Raw genomic sequence first — 23,182 nt, 5'->3', positions numbered from 1 at the left:
AAATCGATCCTTACCGGTTAGTAATTCGGGTTACGGGTTGCTACGCTCGACGTCGTCGGATTCAATTCGGCTTCATCCGCCGGTACGTCCCAGTAATCCATAAAGTTATAGCTGATGGTCACGTTTTTATTTACGACACCGGCGGTTGTAACAACGGTGTTGCCGTAGCTGCCGCCACCCGCTGAAATGTCATAGGTCCAGCCCCAGCGGCGGCTATCGTAATAGGCCAGCCCACGGCTGAACAGTGATACCCGGCGCTCTTTGGTCAGTTCGGTCATGGCCGCAGCAGCGCTCAGGCTTGTACCCGCCACAGCGGCGACGCCGGCGCCCTGCGTTGTCCGCACAGCGTCGATCAGTTTGAGACCATCCTCTACTTTACCCAGACGAATGTTGGCTTCAGCCAGCATCAGCGCGTTTTCTTCGTAGCTGCCGGCAATGTATACTTCAATCGCACCGGCAGATTTACTACCATACGTATAGACACCTGACAACCCTTTACCATCCACAATCATGCTATAGCGTGTGGTATAAATGTAGTTGTTTTTGTAAGTCGTCGTCGTATTAAAGTTATTAGCCACCCGCTGATCGCCGGTGTTATAATTCTGCATAAAGCGCTCACTGATCTTGAAGGTCGTTGAGGTATTTACGCCCGATGTCAGCGAGGCAACCGTACCGCCTGACGGCGAGAAAAACGAATTTGACGACGTGCTACGGCCGGTAAACACTTTATCACCCTTCTGGATACCGTTGGTAGTCAGTGTAAACACGTTGTTCCAGTCGGCAGCTGTCATAGCCGACATAGACGCCTTCGAAATTGTTGCGCTCAGGTTACCTTTTACAAACGGGGCCAGCTTGTTAACCAGAATGTTACGGGCCAGCATGGTATTGATGTTCCGTTTCCACTCGGCAATACTCGGCACTGTCCCGAGGCCAACCTGATTTGCAGACGGAATCATTGCTGATAATGCCGTGGCATAATCTGTGGCATTCGTTACACTGCCCAGCGTTGTCGCTGCCAGGTTGTAATATTTGTTCGATGCATCAATGATGGCATCATGGGTTACATAGTTGCTGTTGGTTTTACCGGCTTCATCTTCAATCAGGCCTGCATAATACATCGATCCGATGGACGCATACGCATAGCCTTTCCACCAGTACGCCCATGCCTTTACCGTATTCGCTTTCGAAGTTTTGTCGCCGGTAAACGGAATCTTGTCTACCAGGGCCAGTACCTGATTACAGGCATTGTTCAGCGAGTACATGTTCAGCCACTGGTAATAAATCGCGTTATTACCAGATCCCGTAGCCGCGCGGCTGTTATACGCACGGATGATGCCGACCTGCGGTGCCGAGTTTGTTTGTTTTGTACCATCATCCATGATGATGTAATCCGGTTGCCCGATGGTCGTCACCTGGTTGTTAGAGGCATCGGCCCCAACCATGTCGGCCATCAGTTCGCTGTAGCCCCACGGCAGCGAAAAGTAGCTGTTCCCTAGCCAGCCGTCTCCGTTCAGGAAACCGTTGACGTATACACCACCCTGCGCAAACTGGTACAACCCCGTTTCTGTATTTACGTTGGCTGCCAGGGTTGGCGCATTCGGGTTACCCACATCCAGCTGATCCTTACAGGATACGCTGCTGAGTAAAAGAGCAGTACAAAGAGCTGAAGTATATAATGTATGTTTATTAAACAGTTTCATAGTCTGAAGGATTAAAAATTAGAACCCGATGTTCAGGCCGATTTGGTACGACTTCGTGTTTGGCAGCGTGCTGTGGTCGACACCGCGGTCGAATGACGAGTTTGAGGCACCCGAGCTGATTTCCGGATCATAGCCTGAATATTTCGTGAATGTCAACAGGTTGCGGCCTGTAAACACCAGCTGTGCTTTTTTCAGGTACGGTGTTTTAATCACTTTTGCCAGATCAAACGCCAGTGACACGTTCCGCAGGCGAACAAACGATGCGTCTTCGAAGAAGAAATCTTTCGTAGCGTTGTTACCGGCACCCCGTAAGCTACCCCACAGGTTGTAGTAAGCACTTGACCAGTAGGCTGTATAGGCGCCGGTTTTTCCGTCGATGGTTACCGGTTTGGTGAAGTCGCCGCTGATACCGTCCCGATACATCCATTCTTTCGTCTGATTGTACAGGTGGCTGCCATATACCCAGTCGAACTGGAAGTTTAACGATACGAAGTCTTTGTACGAAAATACGTTAATGAATGATGCATTGAATTTAGGGTTCGGGTTCCCCAGGGCATACGTCTGATTCGTGAACTGCATCTGGTAGGTTGTCTTATCCACCACATGGCCATCTACCATGGTATATTTTCCCTCGTCGGCGGCGGCAATGTACCGCTGTCCTTCCTGATTTTTATAATCCAGGCTGGTCAGCAACTTATAGCCGTAAATCTGCCCGATCGGCTGACCAGGGGTCAGCACCAGGGCCGTGCTACCCGCCGAGGTCGTCAGGATAATGTCGGCACCACCCGAGATTGCGTCGATTTTTGATACCTGATGGCCGAAGTTTGCCGTGAAATCCCATTTCAGACCACGTGCGTTGTAGACCGGCAGATCCAGCGAGAACTGCACCCCGTTCGAGGACATGTCGATGGCATTGGTCAGCTGACCGGTAGATCCCAGCGACGGTGGTACACTCACGGTGTAAATTACGTTCCCGCTCTTGCGTTTCCAGTAGGTCAGACTGGCATTCACCTGCCGCAGCCATGCCCCGCCGGTATTTGTGTTGATCGTGAAGTCCGTACCGATTTCAAGTTCTTTCGATACCTCTACCTGGAGGTTCGGGTTCTTGGTCGTTGTCGGGATCGTATACACCAATGACGAACCCAGGTTTTGCTGGCTTAATACCGGATAGCGGTCAAAAGCGCCTGGCTGGATACCTGCTTCACCATAGGCTGCCCGTAACTTGAAATAAGGAACCGAGTTGCCGATCGGGTTATCTTTCAGGAACGACAGCGGGTTTACGTGTGCATCAAAGTGCGGGAATGTAAACGGCGTCGCACCACCGCCAAAGGCCGATGACCAGTCACTCCGGAAGCCGGCTGTTAACCCACCGTAATCACCAAAGTCAACCTTCTGGTTCACCAGATAACCATACGTAATAAACGGCGTCACTACGTCATAGGCAACAGCCTGTGAACTTGTTGAGGCAATGTTGTATGGCGGCGCAGTACTCAGGCCGATACCATACGTATCGTATTCCGACGACTTGTTTTTACGGTAATCAAACGTGATCTGCGTACTGGTCTGAATCGGCAGGTCAATGTTGAAATCGTCCTTGAAGTTTGTCCGGATGTAGGCCGTTCCCAGGAAGTTCTGGAACGTATTTGTATAGACAAAGTTGTTGATTTCTCCTTTGTTATCCGGTGCATAGTTACTCGCCCACGACTCGTAATACTCCGAACTTCCGTTCTGAGACTGGTTAAAATAGGTCTGCCGTAGGGTTTCCGTACGGTAGTCAATACCGTATTTAGCGTCCAGCTCAACAAACTTGTTGACCTTATAATTGGCATTAAAGTTCTGAATCGCGTTGACCTTATTGTTAACGGCATCTGTATACGCAGCCTGATAGAACGGGTTACCGGCGTTAACGCTGAGGAAGTCTGCCGTCGGGTAAACCGGATATGTTCCGTCGGCCAGTGTACGCGTCAGGTCAAAAAACGGTGATGTGTTCAGGAAGCCGTAGACCGAGCCAACGTTACCGGTACCGGTACCGAATACGGCACCCAGCCCCGGCTTCAGCGTGTTTTTGGTATACACCAGCTGCGTCGACGAGCGGATCGTAAAGTTTTTGAACAGCTCCGTACCCAGATTAACCGACACGTTGCTCCGGTCTACATACCCGTTCTGCTTGGTCAGGATTGGCGAAGTCGTGTGGTTGTTGGCTACCGAAATGTTGTAATCGCTCTTATCAGATGCCCCTGAGATACTCAGCGTATTGTTTGCCGTATGACCGGTCTGGAACACCTGTTTGAAGTGATCATAATACTTCAGGTTGGCATTATAGGCCTTGCTGGCATCATTCCGGATGTCCTGAATCGCATACCGTGTGGCACCGCCATACTGGTAAGAAATACCGGAAATCGCGCCGTACTGCGTATAATCCAGGATATTCCCCTTGGCATCGACGATGTTATTGTTTGCATCAGTCAGGTAAGGGTGTTTATCGGCTTTGTGTACATTACCGGTATTCAGGAATTCGTTTGTTGAATAGCTGGTTGAGAAATTGATAGCCGTCCGGCCTTTTTTCCCTTTTTTTGTAAAGATCTGAATAACCCCGTTAGCACCCTGCGCCCCGTAAATTGAGGCCGAAGCAGCACCCTGGGCCACCTCAATCCGGTCTACGTTACTCAAATCAAGTGAGTTGATGTCGGTCGCCGCTACCTGCACTCCGTCTACCATGATCAGGGGTTTGGTACCACCCTGTACCGAGTTAATCCCGCGAAGCAGGATGTTGACCGGGTCACCGGGGTTACCACTCACCGACGAAATCTGGGCGCCCGGGATTTTACCGATCAGCGCCTGGTCAATCGAAGCAGTTGGCGTCTGCGGCAGTTTTGCGGCCGAAATACTTTCGACGGCGATACCCAGATTGGCCTTGCTCGTCGCCACACCACTACCTGTTACGACCACTTCGTTCAGTAACCGGGAATCTGACACAAGCGATATATTAATTTCGGACTGCGCCCCCACTGCTTTCTCCTGTGGAGCGAAGCCGACAAAACTATATACCAATACTGCATTTTTCTCCGGTATGGAAATCGTATACGCGCCAGTAGCATCTGTAGTGGTCCCCCTATTGCTACCCTTCAGCGAAATAGATACACCCGGCAGCGGGGCTCCATCTTCTGAGCTGGTAACTTTGCCGACAATTTTCCTCTCCTGTGCCCATGCCGTGGCAAAGAGTGAACATACTAACAGCATGCTCACAAATAAAGATCTCATCATGATTGTTTGGTTAGTTAAGAAAATGTGTTTCCGACAAATTTAGCCGCTCAGAAACATTCAACAAATTCGTATTAACCCGTTTTTAACAATCATAAATTCTACAAATTAAAGCATAAGCAGAATTTTGTATTAGATAGCAACTCATTAAAACCATATTAAAAAAAGAAACTATTAACATTAAAAATTCTTCTTTTTTTTTAATACATGACAGCTATCATATTTTATAATATATGGCTTACTACCAAATAAATAAAATATTATTTTACTTATTTGATTTTTAACAATACACATACTAATAAATAAAATCACTTTCAGCATATACTAACAACTACAACAACTTAGCACCATATCGAAATTCGGATACGAAGTCATATTAGAGCAAAACATAGGTCAAGGCGATAAAACTATAAGCCCGATGCCGCTCAGTAGCAGCACCAGGCCCTGAAGAAAACAACCTGACAACTACCAGGAAGTCGGCAAAAACGTACTTACGTTCGTGTCGGCCTTATTAAAACGTACCACAAGGTTCTGTTTTCCGTTGCTCCCTTTCTGGATGGTATAATAATACGTCTGTGCCTTCAATTCAGAACGTTCCATGGGTCGGTTCACATTTTTACCGGGAATACAGGAGTAAAACCCACGGTATTTGCCCTCAGTGGGCGTTGTCGTAAACGAACCGTTGGCCTGATCGAAGTCTACGCTCCCTTTTTCGTACGTGAAAGCCTCTGTCCGGCAATTGGTGTAATCGCGGGTTGATGCTACAAAATACTTTTCATAGGTACCGTTTTCTTTAAAATCAAACACGACCGCCAATTCAAAGGGATTTCCCTGATAGGCCCCGTCATACGACCAGAACTGGCTCATAGCAAAGGATCCATACATCCATTTCCCGGTTGCCTGCGGATCTGGTCTTCCACCGGGAATTATAGCATCTTTCGTCTGACAGTTCAGACACAGCATGGCCACGGCAATTAGTGAAAAGAGTATACGCTTCATAATAGATGTGGGGACAAACCCCTTATTTGTTGTTTATGATTAAAAATTAGTACAATGAGCTATTGATGCTTACCTAGATGCCAACTGCGCTTCCGTATTTTTCTGCGCAATGTTATTTTTCAGTTTTGGTATGGTCTTCAGATAGTCATAAATCGCTCCGGCCTCGGCATCTGTCAGGACCGGACGCGGTTCCATCGGGTAGCTGATTATGCTTCCATCCGGTCTGACACCTGTCTTAACGGCCTTAATGAATTGCTCTCTGGTGTATTTTTTACCAATACCGGTCTTTTCGTCGAATGTCAGGTTTGCCGAGAAAACCGGTTTGCCGTCCAGATCTTTGAATTCACTGCCACCGCCGAAATAGCCCTTTGTCCGCTCCGGATACTCACCATCCAGGTCAAGGTAGTCCGCCGAATGACAGCCAAAGCAATCCGCTACGGCTGTCGCCAGGTATTTTCCGGTCTGGATCTGATCAGTACTGTCGGGCATTGGAATCAGTTGTTCAGGATATTTACCCGGCTTCATAACCGTCCAGGGCAATAGTTTAGCAATCAGACTATATTCAGCCGGCGGTGCTTCGTTGGTGGCAGGCTGCACAGGAAAGCGATCCGACCGCAGCCAGGCCACTACCGAATAAATGTCCTCCTCGGCCATGTGGGCATAGGTTGGCATAAAGGCTACCTGTCCGTTCCTGCGGATTCCCGTCCGCAAAAAATAAATGATGTCTCCGTCCGTCCAGTTGCCGATACCAGCCGCTTTATCCTGTGTGATGTTACGGGAAAACACCTTGCCGAAAACAGACGGGATGTCATTCAGTTTTTTACCGGTCAGCCGGTTATTTTCATCTGCATGGCAGGCAATACACTGGAGATGCGCAATTTTTTCACCGCGCGCCACCCGCGATTCCGTGACAGCGACATTGATCCGGGGTGTTACCGGAGGTTCATACGTACGCATCGGCGACAGCGACAGATACGTACAGAAACCGGCCCCGATAAGTGTTAAACCGCCCAATCCAAGACCAATGATTTTCAGTACTTTTTTCATGCGTATTGTTGTTTTAGTATTATCCGCTTACCGGACAACTCCACAAAACTCTGCCTGAAACCCTCTGAAACCAGCAATTTTCCGGCGGAAACAGCAATCAGACCCGACGAATAGACACAATTTGTCCATGAAGTGTGCCTTGAATCCTGCCAGACAGATACAAAAAAAGCCGGACAGGTAATCCCGTCCGGCTTTTCGGTAACGCTACTCTCTCATGAAAACTATCTTGGTCCTCGACGGCCGTTTCCGCCCTGACCGCCGCCTAAATCAGGCGTTGGGGTGGAGCGTTGCTCCTGACCACCGCCGCGCTGCTGGTACTGTCCGCCACCGGATTCCTGACGGCCGCCGCCCTGCACCCCGCCCCCTGCCTGCGGCATGGTTGGCTGGCCCGGGGCTTCATACCGGCGTGATGGCTGGCCACCGCGCGGGGCATCGCCACCGTAACCGCCGGCATTCGTTGATCCGGCATCGGACGGGCGACCGCGGAAGCCTCCGTTATCGTTCCGGCCCCAGCCCGACTCGCCGCGGCGCTCCGGCATGGTGGCCGGTGCGTTGTTCTGTGACTGGTAATCAGGACGCTGGCTGCGGTCACGGTTGTTATCGAAACCACCGCCGGCCGGTGCGCCCGGGCTTTGGCCGCGGTCGCGGTTATTATCGTAACCACCGTTCGACGGGGCATTTGGTGCCTGGTAGCGGCCACGGTTATTATCATAACCGCCGTTTGCCGGTGCGTTCGGACTTTGGTAGCGGCCATTATTGCCGTTGCCTGGGTAGTTACGTGTACCATCATTCATGTCCCGTGAAGGGCCCGGATACGAACCGGTCCGGTTTGACTGTCCACGATCGGGGCCATTACGCCAGCCATTATTGGCGCTGTAACTACCACCGCCACGACGTTCGTACCAGCTGTTATTGTTACGGGAATACCCTCCCGAACGATACACTTCGTTGCTGCGATAAACCGGCAGATTCCGGCGGGTCACATATTCAATATCGCGGCGGTTGGGTCCGTAATAATACGTCCGGTTATTGTACCGGTGATAATTATTGATAATCACTGTATTATTAAAGAACCCGCCGTAGTTATTCCGTGGCAGACAATAACTGTATACCCGCGGGCTGGTGATGTACATCTGCGGCACAAACACCCAGTAATTGTACGGGATATTTACGTTCAGGCTGATATTGATGCCAGGCGCTAACGGAGCCCAGCCATAATAGCCGCCACCCGACCGCCAGGCAACCCAGGCCGGTGCCCATTCGCGGCCAGGCACCCAGACCCAACCCCGGTAAGCATCAAAGTACCAGCGGCCGTAGTGAAACGGAGCCCAGCCCCAGGCATAGTCCGAGACCCAGGTATTGCCGTACTCTGTCATAACCCAGTGCCCGTTGGTAGCATATGGCTGGAATCCCTGCTCAACGCGCGGCATCCAGACACGGCCATATTCAGGCGTATTCACCCATTGTCCGTAAGGACTCAGTTCATCGTAAAAGCTGTCAACCGGCCGGTCAACGGTATAATCGCCGTATTGATCATAGCCGGTATCGTAACCGGGCTGATCATAGCCATAGCCGGTTTGGGGCTGACCGCCATAGAGCGGATCATAACCAGACTGCGCCATTGCACCGGAGGCAACGGACAGGCCTAGTACACTTAGTAATATCCGGAAAATAACACGGGCACTCCGTTGGGTATTCATGGCTTTATGTGTTCAGAATCAAATACTGATGGTTAGACGGTACACACAATCAAAGGTTTAACGAATACTAACTTTTTTTGAACATAAATCCGCGCGACCGGTCAGAATTCAGTACCACGGGCTAATTCTGTACAAGTTCTGATAAACAAACCATAAATTATTGCCTTAACTTTGCACATTATTTGACTGCGGGATGTTATACCGTCCCATATGCAACCTCTTTATTTCATGGAAACTGCGCAAAACGACGAACTTATACGGATCATTGATCTTTTAAATACAACATACGAAAGTGAAGAAACCTGGCACGGGCCTTCGGTAGTTGAAGTCCTGCGGGACGTAACGCCCGATATGGCCGGTCTCCGGATTACCCCGAATACCCATTCGATTGCCGAACTGGTTTTCCACATGACGAGCTGGCGTATTTTCACCGTCAAGAAAATGCAGGGCGATCCGACATTTGATATTCTGACGCCGGAGAAAAACTTTGGTTCGTTTCCGGATAAAATTGACGATTTCGAGTGGGAAGCGCTGCAGATGGAACTGAGTCTGAGCCAAGAAGAACTCGTGAACGAACTTGATAAGCGCGACGACGACGAGTTCCTCGAAGACATTGTCCCCGGCCGCCCGTATACGTATTATGACCTGCTGCACGGCATGATTAACCACGATGTGTATCATACAGGACAGATTGCCATTCTGCGGAAAGCACTGGCCTTTAAAAGCGCCGGTATGTCGAGCAAATACAGCGACGATGAATACGGCAGCGGCTACGGCGACACCTACGACAACGACGATTATTATTGATTCAATACCGGGGCGCCGGCCAACCCGCGCCCCGTTTTGTTAACTCACTTCACGTTACATTGAACTACTGGTTAGTTAAATCAGAACCCGACGCCTATTCATGGGATCGGTTTGTTAAGGAAGGACGCGCAATCTGGGACGGCGTCCGGAACTATCAGGCACGCAACAACCTGAACGCCATGAAAAAAGGTGATCAGGTTTTATTTTATCACAGCGTTAGCGGCACAGCCGTTGTCGGCCTGGCCATCGTTGACCGGGAAGCATACCCCGATCCGACCGATCCGCCGGCAGCCAATGGCAAGCCCACGCCCTGGGTAGTCGTTGAACTCATTCCGGAAATTGCCTTTGCCCGCCCTGTTTCACTGGCACAGATCAAGGCCGAACCACTGCTACAGCATATTTCCCTTATCCGCCAGTCGCGCCTATCGGTGATGCCGGTAAAACCTGACGAATTTGAACTGATCCTGGCCATGGGTCTTCACTAACCTCATTACTAGCCTATGCAACTGTTAACACCCGCTCCGTGGCCGGATTACGAACTATTGGACAGCGGAAATTTTGAAAAACTGGAACGCTTCGGCCGCTACATCCTTGCCCGCCCCGAACCACAGGCGATCTGGGATAAAACCCTGCCGGAACAGGAATGGAAACGCCTGGCTGATGCCTCTTTCCGCCGCGATAAACAGTCGCCCGAGCGCGGCGACTGGACGATCAGTCCGGGCATGCAGGTCCCGTGGATGATTAATTTCAACCAGCAGGGCCTTGATTTGCGCTTTAAACTGGCCCTGACGACGTTTAAACATGTCGGCATTTTTCCGGAACAGGCCACTAACTGGACTTTTATTCATGACCGGATTCAGGCGCTGCGCCAACAGGGCGTGGAACGTCCGAAGGTGCTCAACCTCTTTGCCTATACCGGTGCTGCCTCTCTGGCCGCCCGCCAGGCCGGTGCCGACGTGACACACGTAGATGCGGTTAAACAGGTGATCAGCTGGTCGCGGGAGAATATGGAAAACAGCAAGCTCGAAAACATCCGCTGGATTGTGGAAGATGCGCTGAAGTTTGCCCGTCGTGAAGCCCGCCGCGGAAATACCTACAATGGCATTATTCTTGACCCGCCGGCCTATGGACGCGGTCCGGAAGGGGAAAAATGGGTGCTCGAAGAACATCTGAATACCCTGTTGCAATTGTGTGCAGAATTGCTCGATAAAACAAATTTCTTTTTTATTATCAATCTGTATTCGCTTGGTTTTTCGGCACTTATCCTCGACAACCTGATTCAGCAGCACTTTGGTAATCAGGCCAAAGCCGAATGGGGCGAGCTGTTTCTGAACGATTCGCACAAGAAACGCCTGCCACTTGGTGTCTTTTATCGGTTTTCTTCCATATAAAAGCCTTATCTTTGCGGCAGGTGAATAACACGTTTATTACCGGACACGATTACAGGACAGTATCTGGCACTAAACATCCTGTTAACCCTGTAATCCTGTCTTGTTTTTCCTTTTGTCAATTAAACCGGATGTGCCTTGGGGACGCTTTTAAATACATAGTATTACTTGGGATAGTGCTGACACTGGCTGCCTGTGGCGATAACGAACGCCGTCAGGCGCGTATTCCACCCCTGCCCGATCAGGCAGACAGCAGTCGCAGCGAAGCTACCCTACGTGCGTTGACCCGGGCCATTAATCAATCGTCTTCCCCCTACGCTTACGCCAAACGAGCTGCCCTGTATCTTTCTATGGAGAAAAAGCAGGAAGCCCTCGATGACATTGATGAAGCAATCAGCCGTAATGCAAACGTTGGTAGCTTTTACCTGATCCGTGCGCAGGTGTACCGCCTGATGAAACAAATCCCGAAAGCGCTGGAAAATGCGCAGCGGGCCGAGATTCTGGGTGTTGACACGCCTGAACTGTATACGATCCTGGGAGACCTGTACCAGCAGCAGAAGCAGTTCGGCAAAGCACGGCTGCACATTGCCCGCGCCCTGCAAATGGCTCCATACGACGGAGAAGCCTACTTTTTTGAAGGCATCATTACGGCTTATCAGGGCGATACCGGCAAAGCGATCACTCTCTATGATCATTCGCTGAGCCTGAAGCCACGTTATCTGGCCACGTATAACCAATTGTCGAACATTTACCGGGCACTGGGGAATATTGACCAGGCACTGGCCTATAACGAAAAGGCTTCAGCCTACTTTCCGGACAATGCAGACCTCTGGTTTACCCGTGGCCTTACGCTGCAGAGCGGCGGCAAACTGGAAGACGCACTGGGTTGTTACCGGCAGACGGTAAAACTACAGACCAACTATTATCAGGCCCATTTTCAATCGGGTCTGATTTATCAGAAGTGGAAAAGTTTCTTTCCGGCGCTGGCCAATTTTCAGAAAGTACAGCAGTATAAACCGGATTACCCGCGGATCGATACATACATCGGCCAGTGCCAGGAACAGGTTGGTCAGTTAGACGAAGCCATTGCTTCGTACACAAAAGCCAGCCAGCTTGATCCGGGCGATCAGCTCGCCACTGCCGGATTGTACCGGGTGCAGCGCCGTCAGATGGGGTATTACTACAATAACCAGCAGACAACGGGCGGTTCTGAGACCAATACACCGGCCGTGAATCCGGCCGACACGGCGCGCTTACGCATTCAGGCACTGCCGTCGCGAACCCGGATGCAAAGCCGTAGTGACTCCATAAACCGAACCGTTAAACCAATCGGACAAAATTAAGTATGGTGGTACCGGCCTTTGCCGGCCGATGCCACGGTATGAATGATTAACTATTTATAACTATGACTGCACAGGACGTAATGATCCGTGTGACGCTCCCCGACGGAAGCGTGCGGGAATACCCAAAAGGAAGTACCAGCCTCGACATTGCCACCAGTATCAGCGAAGGCCTTGCCCGCAATGTGCTGGCCGCCAAGGTTAATGGAATTGTTCAGGATGCAACGCTTCCGATCGATGCCGATGCTACGGTGCAATTGTTGACGTGGAATGACCCCGAAGGTAAGTCTACGTTCTGGCACTCATCGGCCCACTTACTGGCCGAAGCACTCGAATCGCTCTATCCGAACGTAAAATTCGCCATCGGTCCGCCGATCGAAAACGGCTTTTATTACGACATCGACCTGAATGGTCAGCACTTTTCGCAGGAAGACTTCAAAAAGGTTGAAGACAAAATGCTGGAACTGGCCCGTCAGAAAAATGCCTATGTCCGGAAAGCAGTGCCGAAAGACGAAGCCATTGCTTATTTTGAAGAAAAAGGCGATCCGTATAAAGTAGAGCTGTTGCAGGACCTGCAGGACGGCAACATCACGTTCTACACCCAGGGCAATTTTACCGACCTGTGCCGCGGACCGCACATACCGAATACCGGTTTCATCAAGGCGTCGAAAATCATGAACGTAGCCGGTGCGTACTGGCGAGGAGATGAAAAGAATAAGATGCTGACGCGGGTATATGCCATCACGTTCCCGAAACAAAAGGAACTGGATGAGTACCTGCACCGCCTCGAAGAAGCAAAGAAACGCGATCACCGCAAACTGGGTAAAGAACTGGAAATCTTTACGTTCTCGGAAAAGGTTGGTCAGGGGTTGCCGCTGTGGCTGCCGAAAGGGGCCCTGCTGCGCGAACGGCTGGAGAACTTCCTGCGCCGGGCGCAGGTACGGGCCGGTTACTCACCGGTTGTCACGCCGCACATCGGCGGTAAGCAGCTGTATGTAACGTCAGGCCACTGGGATAAATACGGGAAGGACTCGTTCCAGCCGATTCATACGCCGGAAGAAGGCGAAGAGTTCATGCTGAAGCCAATGAACTGCCCGCACCACTGCGAAATTTACAAGTCGAAGCCACGGTCCTACCGCGACCTGCCGCTGCGGCTGGCAGAGTTCGGAACCGTTTACCGCTACGAGCAATCGGGTGAGCTGCACGGCCTGACGCGGGTCCGGGGCTTTACGCAGGATGATGCCCATATCTTCTGCCGCCCGGATCAGGTGAAGGAAGAATTTATCAAGGTAATTGATCTGGTACTGTATGTATTCCGGTCACTGGGCTTTGACGATTTCAGCGCGCAGATTTCGCTCCGCGACCCGAACGAGCCTGGCAAATACATCGGCTCCGACGATCTGTGGGAAAAAGCCGAATCGGCCATCATCGAAGCCGCTGCCGAAAAAGGCCTGAATACGGTGACCGAACTTGGCGAAGCCGCCTTCTACGGCCCGAAACTGGACTTTATGGTACGCGACGCCCTGGGCCGGAAGTGGCAGCTGGGAACGATTCAGGTAGATTACAACCTGCCGAACCGTTTTGAGCTGGAGTATACCGGTGCCGATAACCAGAAGCACCGTCCGGTAATGATTCACCGGGCACCATTTGGTTCACTGGAGCGGTTCATCGCGATTCTAATCGAAAATACGGCCGGTAACTTCCCGCTGTGGCTATCGCCGGAACAGATCGTTATTCTGCCGATTTCCGAGAAGTTTGAAGACTACGCCAACGAGCTGTTCTTTATCCTTCAGGAGCAGGATATCCGTGGCTTTGTGGATCACCGCGATGAAAAAATCGGCCGGAAAATCCGGGATGCGGAAGTTACCAAGGTACCGTTCATGCTCATCGTTGGTGAGAAGGAACAGGCCGAAGGCAAGGTTTCTGTACGCCGGAAAGGTCAGGGCGACTTAGGGACCATGACCATTGACGAGTTTGTCGCTATTTTCAAAGCGGAAGTAAAAGTTTAGTAAATAATAGAGTGGTTCCGGTAGCTTGTTCGTTGTGAATGAGCTACTGGTACCCGATTTGTAATCCTTGATAAAATTTGCGCTGAATCAACAAATTCAGTATTTTCCCGAAACTTTTCACGGGACCTGACGTTATCAGGGAAATATTTGTATCACTAACCAGTTTATATGGCATTACCCCAGCGCAGGCCACCACGTCGTGTGGTTGAAGAACCCTACCGAATTAACGATCGTATCCAGGCCCGTGAAGTTCGGGTTGTCGGAGAAAACGTAGAGCAAGGTATTTATAATCTCCAGCAGGCGAAAGCCATGGCCCAGGCACAAAACCTTGATCTGGTAGAAATTTCGCCTAACGCAACCCCTCCTGTCTGCCGCATCATTGATTATTCTAAGTTCAAGTACGAACAGAAGAAAAAGCAGAAGGAAATTAAGGCAAACGCCCAGAAAGTTGTTATTAAAGAAATTCGTTTCGGCCCGAACACCGATGACCACGACTTTGAATTCAAACTGAAGCACGCCATTAACTTCCTGAAAGAAGGAGCCAAAGTGAAGGCGTACGTACAGTTCGTTGGCCGTGCCATCGTTTTCAAAGAACGCGGATTCCAGCTGCTCGACCGGTTCGCAAAAGGTCTGGAAGAGCACGGAAAATTAGAAGCAGAAGCCAAACTTGAAGGAAAACGGATGAGTATTTTCGTTGCTCCGAAACAAGTGATTAAAAAATAATCTGCCTTAAGCAGACTTCAGGGAGAAAAGAAGCCTCACGGGACGTTTTTTTAAAACATTCCGCGGGAACTTCCTTTCTCCCTTTCTTTATTTTTCCGTATCTTTGCGGCCTGTTTACTTTTTTACATTTAGCGGTTCAAACTAATGCCTAAATTAAAAACAAACTCGGCAGCCAAAAAGCGTTTCAAGCTGACAGGCACCGGGAAAATCAAGCGGAAGCATGCCTTCCACAGCCACATTCTGACAAAGAAAAGCACAAAGCGGAAGCGCAATCTGGTGCACACGTCACTGGTACATACCAGCAACGAAGACCGGATCAAGGCTCTGTTGAAAGTGTAATTGTCGGTTTGTCCGATTGAGTAGCGCCAGGATTGGCCGTTTTTACTCACCCAAAATAATTAGGAGTCTGACTCCTGGTTTTATGTTTCACCCGATGGCCGGTATTAAGTGCAGCAAATTGCCACCGGCAGTCAAAAAACAAGTATTACAAAATGCCACGTTCCGTCAATCATGTTGCGTCACGCGCACGCCGGAAGAAATTCATGAAGCTGGCCAAAGGTTATTACGGCCGGCGTAAAAACGTTTGGACAGTAGCGAAAAACGCTATTGAAAAAGGTTTACAGTACGCATACCGCGACCGTCGTGCCAAGAAACGGGATTTCCGTGCTCTCTGGATTCAGCGTATCAACGCTGGTGCCCGCATCAACGGTTTATCATACTCTGCCCTGATGGGTGCCCTCAACAAATCGGGAATTGAATTGAACCGCAAGGTTCTGGCTGACCTGGCCATGAACCATCCCGAGGCTTTCAAAGCCATCGTTGACAAAGTAAAGTAGGGGCGCCCCCACGTGGGCGCCCGATTCTCTGAATTGAGTTCACTACGTCCACGTGAGCACCCGACACAAACACTGGTCACTCCAGATGCAAAAAAGGCACGCCGTTCGGCGCGCCTTTTTTGTTGTGGTACAGCTTGATATTAGGGTTAAAATGCAGGCAACCACCCGCAATTTTGGGGCGACCACGTGATTACAAAAGGGCGACCACGTGGGGTCGCCCGTACGATTACGATTATGTTTCGATGACGCGGGTTTTCAGGCCGGCACGGCCGGACCCGTCGGGTAGCCGCCCCAGCAGGTATACATCGACCTCCGTATCGCCCACGCGGAACACCTGACAGCCCGTCAACGGCGCAAGTGCCTCCTGAATCTGCCGGTACGCAGCTGTACGGGATTTCTCCTCCTCTCCGTACCAATCCTGCTCTGTCGTGACCGGCTCCCAGAACCAGTCTGTCGTTGTTTCTTCCACATAAACCGAAGGCGGAAGCATCAGCCAGTCCTTAATCTGACTGACTGTTAACGGTTCCTCCTGCTTCAGATAGCAGGTTACAAACGTAACGGCTTCGTCTGATTCGCTCGGGTACAGGACGTTTTCAAGTAGTGGCGTTACCTGAGATTCTAATTGGTTATTTCCCGCTTCGGATATGTTACTATTTTCGGTATTGTCCGTCATAAGATCGAAAAGCTTTACAGCAAAATAAACAGATATGCTGATTGCTGTGTCTTTTTTCATTTATTTTTAGGCCTGTACTCAAAACCCGTTAATACCGGTCTTTACCCCAAAACAGTAATACTCATGTTAGAAACCCTGTTGAATCTCGTCCGCGAATCATCTGGTGACGCCATCGTTAACAACCCTGCTATCCCGAACCAGCAAAATGAAGCGGCTATCGAAACCGTATTAAGTGGTATCACCAACGGCTTGCAGCAGCAGGCTCAGGGCGGTAATATCGGCGGGCTGCTGAGCACAATTATGGGTCAGGGCGGTGGTCTATCGGCCTCAAACCCAATGGTGAATGGTATGATCAGCAATGTAGTCGGCAACCTGATGGGCAAACTCGGCGTTTCCGAAACCGTGGCCAAAAGCATTGCCGCAGCCGTTATCCCGATGGTGTTGAGCAAACTCTTTGCCAAAGCAACAGACCCGAATGACTCCAGCATTGACGTTGGCAGCATCATGGGCGCCGCTACCGGCAACCAGAATGCCGGCAACATCGACTGGATGGGCATGGCCTCTACCGCTATGGCCGACGGTAAACTGGATATGAGCGATGTCATGCGTGTGGCCGGCGGCCTGATGGGTGGCGGCAACACGGGCGGCACGCAGCAGTCGGGAGGCCTTGGCGGCTTACTGGGAGGTCTGTTCGGGGGCAAATAATTGCAGTTTCCCCTTTTTTGGCTTTTTTTGTTAAGGCAAGCACATGCTTGCCTTTTCATTTTCCAGCCAGCTTATGCAGCCACTTTTTGACCTGATCCGCTCCATCAAACCCATGCCTGATGGCTTCGACCATGAATTAAGTACCTTCCTGACACCACACCGGCTCCGTAAACACGAGGTAATTCTACAGGCCGGTACTACGTCAAACCGGATCTTTTTTATCGAGACCGGGCTTACCCGCCGCTATTACCTGAAAGACGACAAGGAGATCACTACAGACTTCATGCGGGAGGGTGATTTTATCCTCTCTCCTCTCAGCTTTTACACCCGGCAGCCTTCGTTTGAGTTTGTTGAAACACTCGAAGCGTCGGTGCTCTGGTCAATTTCCCGCCCTCAGCTTGAATTCCTCTATGACAGATTCCCTGCTTTCAACGCTATTGGCCGCGTGCTGACCGAACAGTATTATGTCAAAAGCGAATTACGCGCCCATAGCCTGCGCCATCTTTCGGCCGAAGACCGGTATGAGCAGTTTTTCCATACCCATAAAGACCTCCTGAACCGGTTACCGGGAAAGCACGTTGCCACACTCCTCGGCCTGACACCGGAGACCTATAGCCGCATCCGGGCGAAAAAGGCGAAAGCCTAATTGATACAGATCAAGAAATTTACCCGGCCTCACAAGCACTTTTGTAAAAAAAGTCATGAGGTCAACACTCTTTTCGGTTAATACCCTCCGCAGTTTCCTGCTGCTGCTTATGGCTGGTTCTTTTGCGTTTATACACATCGGTGACGGGACTGTCTTTATGCCGCTCCTGATGTGGCTCCTCCTGCTATTGTGTATTCCGACCCTGGCAAACCTGATTACACTGCTGGTTCTCGCCTGTTGGGGATATTTGCTGGCAGCCGCCCTCTATCCGCGTTTCAGGCAAAGCGAGTTAACGATACAGATCATTATCACGGCTGCAATCCCGCACGGACTGGTGCTTTTAGCGCGCATACCGTTTCTGTCAGCCTCGAAGGAATCTCTTTTATGCTGGCTGCCGTGCCTGATTTTCGTACTAGCCAGTTACTTTTATATACTGATCCGCAATCATTGACTATTAATTTCTTAAAACTATGGCAGGAAAAAAGCTTCTAAAACCGCTGATGTTCATCATTGCTCTTTCCTGTAGTCTTTGTGGCGTAGGAAATGAGTATATGCTTTATCCGATATTCGGATTAGTGCTGTTCAGCGCGCTTACTCCATCCCCCTATGTGCTATACAGTCTCCTGTTTTGTTTTAGCTGGTCAGGTGTATGGCTCTATTTATCAGGCTATCTGCAACAGCCGTACTATGCTGTTTATGTCATTATACTACCTTTCTGGGTACCATTTCTGGTTTACCTTCCCGAATATTTGACCAGACCTGTTGCATCATGGAGCCTATACTTCTGGATTCCGTTTACAATATTTATTCTGGCTTTCGGCCTGTTTGCCTTCTTTCATCTAGCCAACGACCTTAAACAAAAAGCAACCAGGGAATAAACTCAGACAGTACGGCTGACTTTGTCAGAGCGACCCGCCGACTTGTCTCATTCGTTCGGATTCCACTGCCAATCTGTCACGATTCCGAACAAAATTACGGGCTGGCATATTGCTTGATAGGATAGGTGTAACTGACATTTAGAACACAAAGCATAAACATAGCAATAAACCATCATGGGAAAGATTATTGGCATTGACTTAGGTACTACAAACTCATGTGTAGCCGTCATGGAAGGTAACGAGCCTGTCGTTATTCCGAACAGCGAAGGAGCCCGCACCACGCCTTCAGTTGTGGCTTTCATGGACAACGGTAACGGTGAGCGTAAAGTAGGTGCTCCGGCCAAACGCCAGGCCATCACCAACCCTAAGCACACTATTCAATCAGTTAAGCGCTTCATGGGTAAGCGTTTCGCTGAAGTTCAGAACGAAATCAAAACGGTTGCCTATGACGTGGAGCGTGGTGCCAATGACACCCCGCGCGTACGTATCGGCGACCGTCAATATACACCACAGGAAATCTCGGCGCTGATTCTGCAGAAGATGAAGCAAACAGCCGAAGACTATCTCGGCCAGACTGTTACAGAAGCCGTTATTACGGTTCCTGCCTACTTTAACGATGCTGAACGTCAGGCAACTAAAGAAGCCGGTCAGATCGCTGGTCTGGATGTAAAACGGATTATCAACGAGCCGACTGCGGCCGCTCTTGCCTATGGTCTGGATAAAACCGATCAGGATCGCAAAATTGCCGTATTCGACTTAGGCGGTGGTACATTTGATATTTCAATCCTTGAACTGGGCGACGGTGTCTTCGAAGTAAAATCAACTGACGGTGATACACACCTGGGTGGTGATGACTTCGACCAGGTAATTATCGACTGGCTGGCCGACGAGTTTAAGAAAGACGAAGGCATTGACCTGCGTCAGGATCCGATGGCCCTTCAGCGTCTGAAAGAAGCTGCGGAAAAAGCCAAGATCGAATTGTCGAGCTCAACATCGACAGAGATCAACCTGCCGTACATCATGCCGGTAAACGGTATTCCAAAGCACCTTGTCCGTTCACTGTCACGCGCTAAGTTTGAGCAACTGGCTGATTCGCTGATCCAGCGCAGCCTTGAGCCTTGCCGCCGCGCGCTGAAAAACGCTGGTATGTCGCCAAGCCAGATCGACGAAGTGATCCTGGTCGGTGGTTCGACCCGTATCCCGCGTGTACAGGAAGAAGTTGAAAAACTGTTCGGCCGCAAACCATCGAAAAGCGTTAACCCTGATGAAGCTGTTGCCGTAGGTGCAGCGATCCAGGGTGGTGTATTGACCGGTGAAGTGAAAGACGTACTGCTTCTTGACGTTATCCCGCTTTCGCTGGGTATCGAAACAATGGGTGGCGTGTTCACGAAAATGATCGAAGCCAACACAACTATTCCGACTAAAAAATCGGAAACGTTCTCAACGGCTTCTGACAACCAGCCAAGCGTGGAAATCCACGTATTGCAGGGCGAGCGTCCGATGGCCACGCAGAACCGCCAGTTAGGCCGGTTTATCCTGTCAGACATTCCGCCGGCACCACGCGGTGTTCCACAAATCGAAGTTACGTTCGATGTGGATGCCAACGGTATCCTGAATGTAACGGCCCGCGACAAAGGCACCGGTAAAGAGCAGAAGATCCGGATCGAAGCATCAAGCGGTCTGACTGACGCCGAAATCAACAAAATGCGTGAAGAAGCGAAAGCCAACGAAGCGGCTGACAAAGCGGAACGCGAAAAAGTTGAGAAGGTAAACCAGGCTGACTCAATGGTGTTCCAGACAGAGAAGCAGTTGAAAGATTACGGCGATAAACTGTCGGCAGCCAATAAGTCAAACATTGAAAGCGCCCTGGCCGAGCTGAAATCAGCGCACGCCTCACGGGATGCGGCGGCAATCGACGCGGCCATGACAAAAATTACCGAAGCCTGGAACGCAGCCTCTCAGGATATTTATAACGCTGGTGGCGCAGAAGGTGCTCCAGGTGCTGATTTTAACGGCGGCGCACAAGGCCCTCAGGGTCAGGCAACCGAAGACAATGTGTCTGACGTTCCTTACGAAGAAGTGAAGTAATTCAAAGACCCTCGTGGTCTCTCATAAATACCGAAGCCCTTTACTGAACCAGTAAAGGGCTTTTATTTTGTAGTTCTTCATCACAACGGCCATGATTTCGTACAAGCACGAGGTTTTTATTGAGGTTGCCCGGCTGCTGAGCTTTACCAAAGCCAGCCAAACGCTGTTTATCAGTCAGTCGGCCATCAGTAAACAAATCCAGGCACTGGAATCCTTTTACAAAACCGGCCTGTTCGAACGGAAAGGCAACAGCATTCACCTGACCCCTGCGGGTAAACTTTTGTACGAACGGCTGCTTGAGGCGCGGCAGTTCCAGCAAACTTTATTTCAGGACATGCAGGCGCTGAACGAGGCATTTGCCCCGCCCCTGCGTATGATCCTTGGCGCAAGTACGACCATTTCGCTCTACGTGCTGCCTCGGGTGTTGTCGGCTTACCTGCAACAACATCCGTCCCTACAGCTCACCCTAAAAAACCGCAACAGCGAGAACATTCTGAAAGCCTTGCTCGACCATGAAATTGATCTGGGTATCGTTGAAGCAGTCAGCAAAGCAAACAACGTCACGTCTATTCCCTTTCTGACGGATGACGTGATTGCCGTCTGTTCGCCAACCAGTCCGCTGAAAGATCAGACGCTGACCATTGCAGACCTGCGCCAAACACCGATTGCCTTGCGCGAAACCGGCTCGGGCACGCTGGCCGTTGTCGAGGAAGCACTTGCCGCTACTGGTATTGATCTGTCGGAGCTACCGGTCCGTGTACGGCTGGGCGGCACGGAGGCCCTGAAAAACTTTGTCCGTGTAGACACCGCCATGGCCTTTCTGCCCCGTCAGGCGGTAGCGAAAGAGCTTGAATCCGGCGAGCTTATTCAGCTCCATATCAACGGATTACAAATCACCAGAACATTTCATTTCATTCAGCGTCGCGGCACCGAAAACCAGCAGGCGTTGCAGGACTTTATCCGGTTTACAAAGCGCTATTATGCCAAACCGGCATAACCCATTCCAAAAACGAGATTGCATTCCCGCCCGGTTGTGCGGTCTTTTGGGGCATGACTGCTGCTTTACCTACTTCATCGCCGACCCATAGCCGGTTCAGCCACCTGACCTGTTCCGCTTGCCGGAAGCCCTATACAGCGGCTGTTTTACATACACTGTCTCCCTGTTGTAACATGCCGCTGCTCGCGCAGTATACCCTTTCCGGCGGGCTGGACAAGCAGATACTCCGCCACCGCGAAGGCACTATGTGGCGGTATCAGGAAGTTTTACCCGTGCATAATCCGGTGCATATCATCAGCCTCGGCGAAGGCTTTACGCCCATGCTCCGGCTCAACCGGCTCGGCGCGGCCCACGGCTTTCCGGAACTGTGGCTGAAAGATGAAGGCAAGAATCCGACCGGCTCATTTAAAGCGCGCGGCCTGAGCATGGCCATTTCTAAAGCGCATGAATATGGCGTCGAGGGGTGTATTATCCCGACGGCGGGGAATGCCGGTGTGGCCATGGCGGCCTACTGCGCCAAAGCCGGTATAAAAGCCACCGTTGTTATGCCCCGGCACACGCCGAAAGCGTTTCAGGAAGAATGTTACTGGTATGGTGCCGACGTACACCTGATCGACGGGCTCATTAACGACTGTGCGGCCATCGTTCAACAGCTTAACGCCAATAAACAGTGGCTCGACGTGTCGACGCTCAAAGAGCCATACCGGATTGAGGGAAAAAAGACCATGGGCTACGAAATTGCCGAACAGCTTAGCTGGCAGTTACCGGATGTAATTCTGTATCCGGCAGGGGGCGGAACCGGGCTGATCGGCATCTGGAAAGCCTTCCATGAGATGCAGCAACTGGGCTGGTTAACGGCCAGTGCCCGGCTCCCGCGCATGGTGGCCGTTCAGGCTGAAAACTGCCAGCCGTTGGTGGATACATGGCTCGGCAGACAACAAAATGCAAAGCAGTATACCGGTAAACCAACGCTGGCAAACGGGCTGGCCGTCCCCCGCCCCATTGGCGAGCCGCTGATGCTGAATGTGCTACACGAATCACAGGGCGTGACACTTGGCATTCCGGAATCAGACATGGTTGACAGTGTGCGGGAAATCGGCAAAACGGAAGGAATTTTTGTTGCCCCTGAAGGAGCCGCCTTATGGGCCGCTGCCCGCCAGCTGGTTCAGCGCGGCTGGCTGCTGCCAACGGAGAAAATACTTTTACTCAACACCGGCAACGGCCAGAAATACCTTGATAATTTACGTTCCTTCCAGACCACATAACGGCTCCTTATTGCGCGGTATTCCCTATTTTTAGTAGCTTCGCAGGAAACCTGAACCATCATGCATCCATTCACGTATACAATTCTGCCTCCGCCGGTCAGCTGCTAAGCTAAACAACCG

The 23,182-nt window shown here is 50.9% G+C and carries 21 protein-coding genes; 15 read left to right on the top strand and 6 right to left on the bottom strand.

Translation table 11 applies throughout. The annotated features are described in order from the left end of the window. Positions 1 to 17 precede the first annotated feature (17 nt). The 5 genes from AC23NW_RS12475 to AC23NW_RS12455 form a co-directional block, all read right to left on the bottom strand. Complete coding sequence (locus AC23NW_RS12475; RefSeq protein WP_487449861.1) at positions 18 to 1,700, bottom strand: RagB/SusD family nutrient uptake outer membrane protein; 1,683 nt, start codon at positions 1,698 to 1,700, stop codon at positions 18 to 20. Positions 1,701 to 1,718: 18 nt separating this feature from the next. Then, positions 1,719 to 4,964, bottom strand: coding sequence for a SusC/RagA family TonB-linked outer membrane protein (locus AC23NW_RS12470; protein ID WP_487449860.1), 3,246 nt, complete (start codon positions 4,962 to 4,964; stop codon positions 1,719 to 1,721). A gap of 462 nt (positions 4,965 to 5,426) precedes the next feature. Then, the gene (locus AC23NW_RS12465) at positions 5,427 to 5,960 is read right to left on the bottom strand and encodes a hypothetical protein (RefSeq protein ID WP_487449859.1); all 534 of its coding nucleotides are present in this window, start codon (positions 5,958 to 5,960) and stop codon (positions 5,427 to 5,429) included. Between the two features lie 69 nt (positions 5,961 to 6,029). Beyond that, positions 6,030 to 7,007, bottom strand: coding sequence for a c-type cytochrome (locus AC23NW_RS12460; RefSeq protein ID WP_487449858.1), 978 nt, complete (start codon positions 7,005 to 7,007; stop codon positions 6,030 to 6,032). A 221-nt stretch (positions 7,008 to 7,228) separates the two neighbouring features. After that, positions 7,229 to 8,707 carry a DUF6600 domain-containing protein gene (locus AC23NW_RS12455; RefSeq protein WP_487449856.1) on the bottom strand — a complete coding sequence of 493 codons (1,479 nt, stop codon included), beginning with the start codon at positions 8,705 to 8,707 and terminating at the stop codon, positions 7,229 to 7,231. 228 nt (positions 8,708 to 8,935) lie between these two features. On the opposite strand from AC23NW_RS12455, the gene AC23NW_RS12450 reads away from it, so the two are divergent. From AC23NW_RS12450 to rplT, 8 genes are all read left to right on the top strand, one after another. After that, positions 8,936 to 9,514, top strand: a complete 579-nt coding sequence (locus AC23NW_RS12450; protein WP_293839067.1) for a DinB family protein — start codon at positions 8,936 to 8,938, stop codon at positions 9,512 to 9,514. A 59-nt stretch (positions 9,515 to 9,573) separates the two neighbouring features. Beyond that, positions 9,574 to 9,999, top strand: coding sequence for an EVE domain-containing protein (locus tag AC23NW_RS12445; RefSeq protein ID WP_293839064.1), 426 nt, complete (start codon positions 9,574 to 9,576; stop codon positions 9,997 to 9,999). A gap of 15 nt (positions 10,000 to 10,014) precedes the next feature. Next, a complete protein-coding gene (locus tag AC23NW_RS12440) occupies positions 10,015 to 10,905 on the top strand; it encodes an RsmD family RNA methyltransferase (protein ID WP_487449854.1) in 891 nt (296 codons plus the stop codon). 173 nt (positions 10,906 to 11,078) lie between these two features. Continuing rightward, positions 11,079 to 12,245, top strand: coding sequence for a tetratricopeptide repeat protein (locus AC23NW_RS12435; protein ID WP_293839058.1), 1,167 nt, complete (start codon positions 11,079 to 11,081; stop codon positions 12,243 to 12,245). 62 nt (positions 12,246 to 12,307) lie between these two features. After that, entirely contained in the window at positions 12,308 to 14,251 is a 1,944-nt protein-coding gene (gene thrS, locus AC23NW_RS12430; RefSeq protein WP_293839055.1) for a threonine--tRNA ligase, read from the top strand. Between the two features lie 168 nt (positions 14,252 to 14,419). Further along, entirely contained in the window at positions 14,420 to 14,974 is a 555-nt protein-coding gene (gene infC, locus AC23NW_RS12425; protein ID WP_293839052.1) for a translation initiation factor IF-3, read from the top strand. A 144-nt stretch (positions 14,975 to 15,118) separates the two neighbouring features. Further along, positions 15,119 to 15,313, top strand: a complete 195-nt coding sequence (rpmI, locus tag AC23NW_RS12420; protein ID WP_071503033.1) for a 50S ribosomal protein L35 — start codon at positions 15,119 to 15,121, stop codon at positions 15,311 to 15,313. Positions 15,314 to 15,465: 152 nt separating this feature from the next. Then, complete coding sequence (gene rplT / locus AC23NW_RS12415; protein ID WP_293839047.1) at positions 15,466 to 15,810, top strand: 50S ribosomal protein L20; 345 nt, start codon at positions 15,466 to 15,468, stop codon at positions 15,808 to 15,810. Between the two features lie 232 nt (positions 15,811 to 16,042). Here the strand turns inward: rplT and AC23NW_RS12410 are convergent, their stop codons facing one another. Beyond that, on the bottom strand, positions 16,043 to 16,483 hold the full coding sequence (locus AC23NW_RS12410) for a nuclease A inhibitor family protein (RefSeq protein WP_487449853.1): 441 nt from the start codon (positions 16,481 to 16,483) through the stop codon (positions 16,043 to 16,045). 123 nt (positions 16,484 to 16,606) lie between these two features. On the opposite strand from AC23NW_RS12410, the gene AC23NW_RS12405 reads away from it, so the two are divergent. From AC23NW_RS12405 to AC23NW_RS12375, 7 genes are all read left to right on the top strand, one after another. Next, positions 16,607 to 17,188: a hypothetical protein gene (locus AC23NW_RS12405; protein WP_293839041.1), complete on the top strand. Its 582-nt coding sequence runs from the start codon at positions 16,607 to 16,609 to the stop codon at positions 17,186 to 17,188. Positions 17,189 to 17,261: 73 nt separating this feature from the next. After that, positions 17,262 to 17,834, top strand: coding sequence for a Crp/Fnr family transcriptional regulator (locus AC23NW_RS12400; protein WP_487449852.1), 573 nt, complete (start codon positions 17,262 to 17,264; stop codon positions 17,832 to 17,834). A gap of 55 nt (positions 17,835 to 17,889) precedes the next feature. Beyond that, positions 17,890 to 18,285 carry a hypothetical protein gene (locus AC23NW_RS12395; protein WP_487449851.1) on the top strand — a complete coding sequence of 132 codons (396 nt, stop codon included), beginning with the start codon at positions 17,890 to 17,892 and terminating at the stop codon, positions 18,283 to 18,285. Between the two features lie 19 nt (positions 18,286 to 18,304). Further along, positions 18,305 to 18,712, top strand: coding sequence for a hypothetical protein (locus AC23NW_RS12390; RefSeq protein WP_487449849.1), 408 nt, complete (start codon positions 18,305 to 18,307; stop codon positions 18,710 to 18,712). A gap of 174 nt (positions 18,713 to 18,886) precedes the next feature. Further along, positions 18,887 to 20,800: a molecular chaperone DnaK gene (gene dnaK / locus AC23NW_RS12385; RefSeq protein ID WP_293839033.1), complete on the top strand. Its 1,914-nt coding sequence runs from the start codon at positions 18,887 to 18,889 to the stop codon at positions 20,798 to 20,800. Positions 20,801 to 20,891: 91 nt separating this feature from the next. Further along, a complete protein-coding gene (locus AC23NW_RS12380; RefSeq protein WP_487449848.1) occupies positions 20,892 to 21,797 on the top strand; it encodes a LysR family transcriptional regulator in 906 nt (301 codons plus the stop codon). Between the two features lie 53 nt (positions 21,798 to 21,850). After that, positions 21,851 to 23,062 carry a threonine synthase gene (locus AC23NW_RS12375; RefSeq protein WP_487449846.1) on the top strand — a complete coding sequence of 404 codons (1,212 nt, stop codon included), beginning with the start codon at positions 21,851 to 21,853 and terminating at the stop codon, positions 23,060 to 23,062. The last annotated feature ends 120 nt before the right edge of the window (positions 23,063 to 23,182 follow it).

The organism is Arsenicibacter sp. R0_47 (assembly GCF_057652235.1).
The sequence above is the reverse complement of the archived record's forward strand: the minus strand, read 5'-3'. Positions and strand labels throughout refer to the sequence as shown.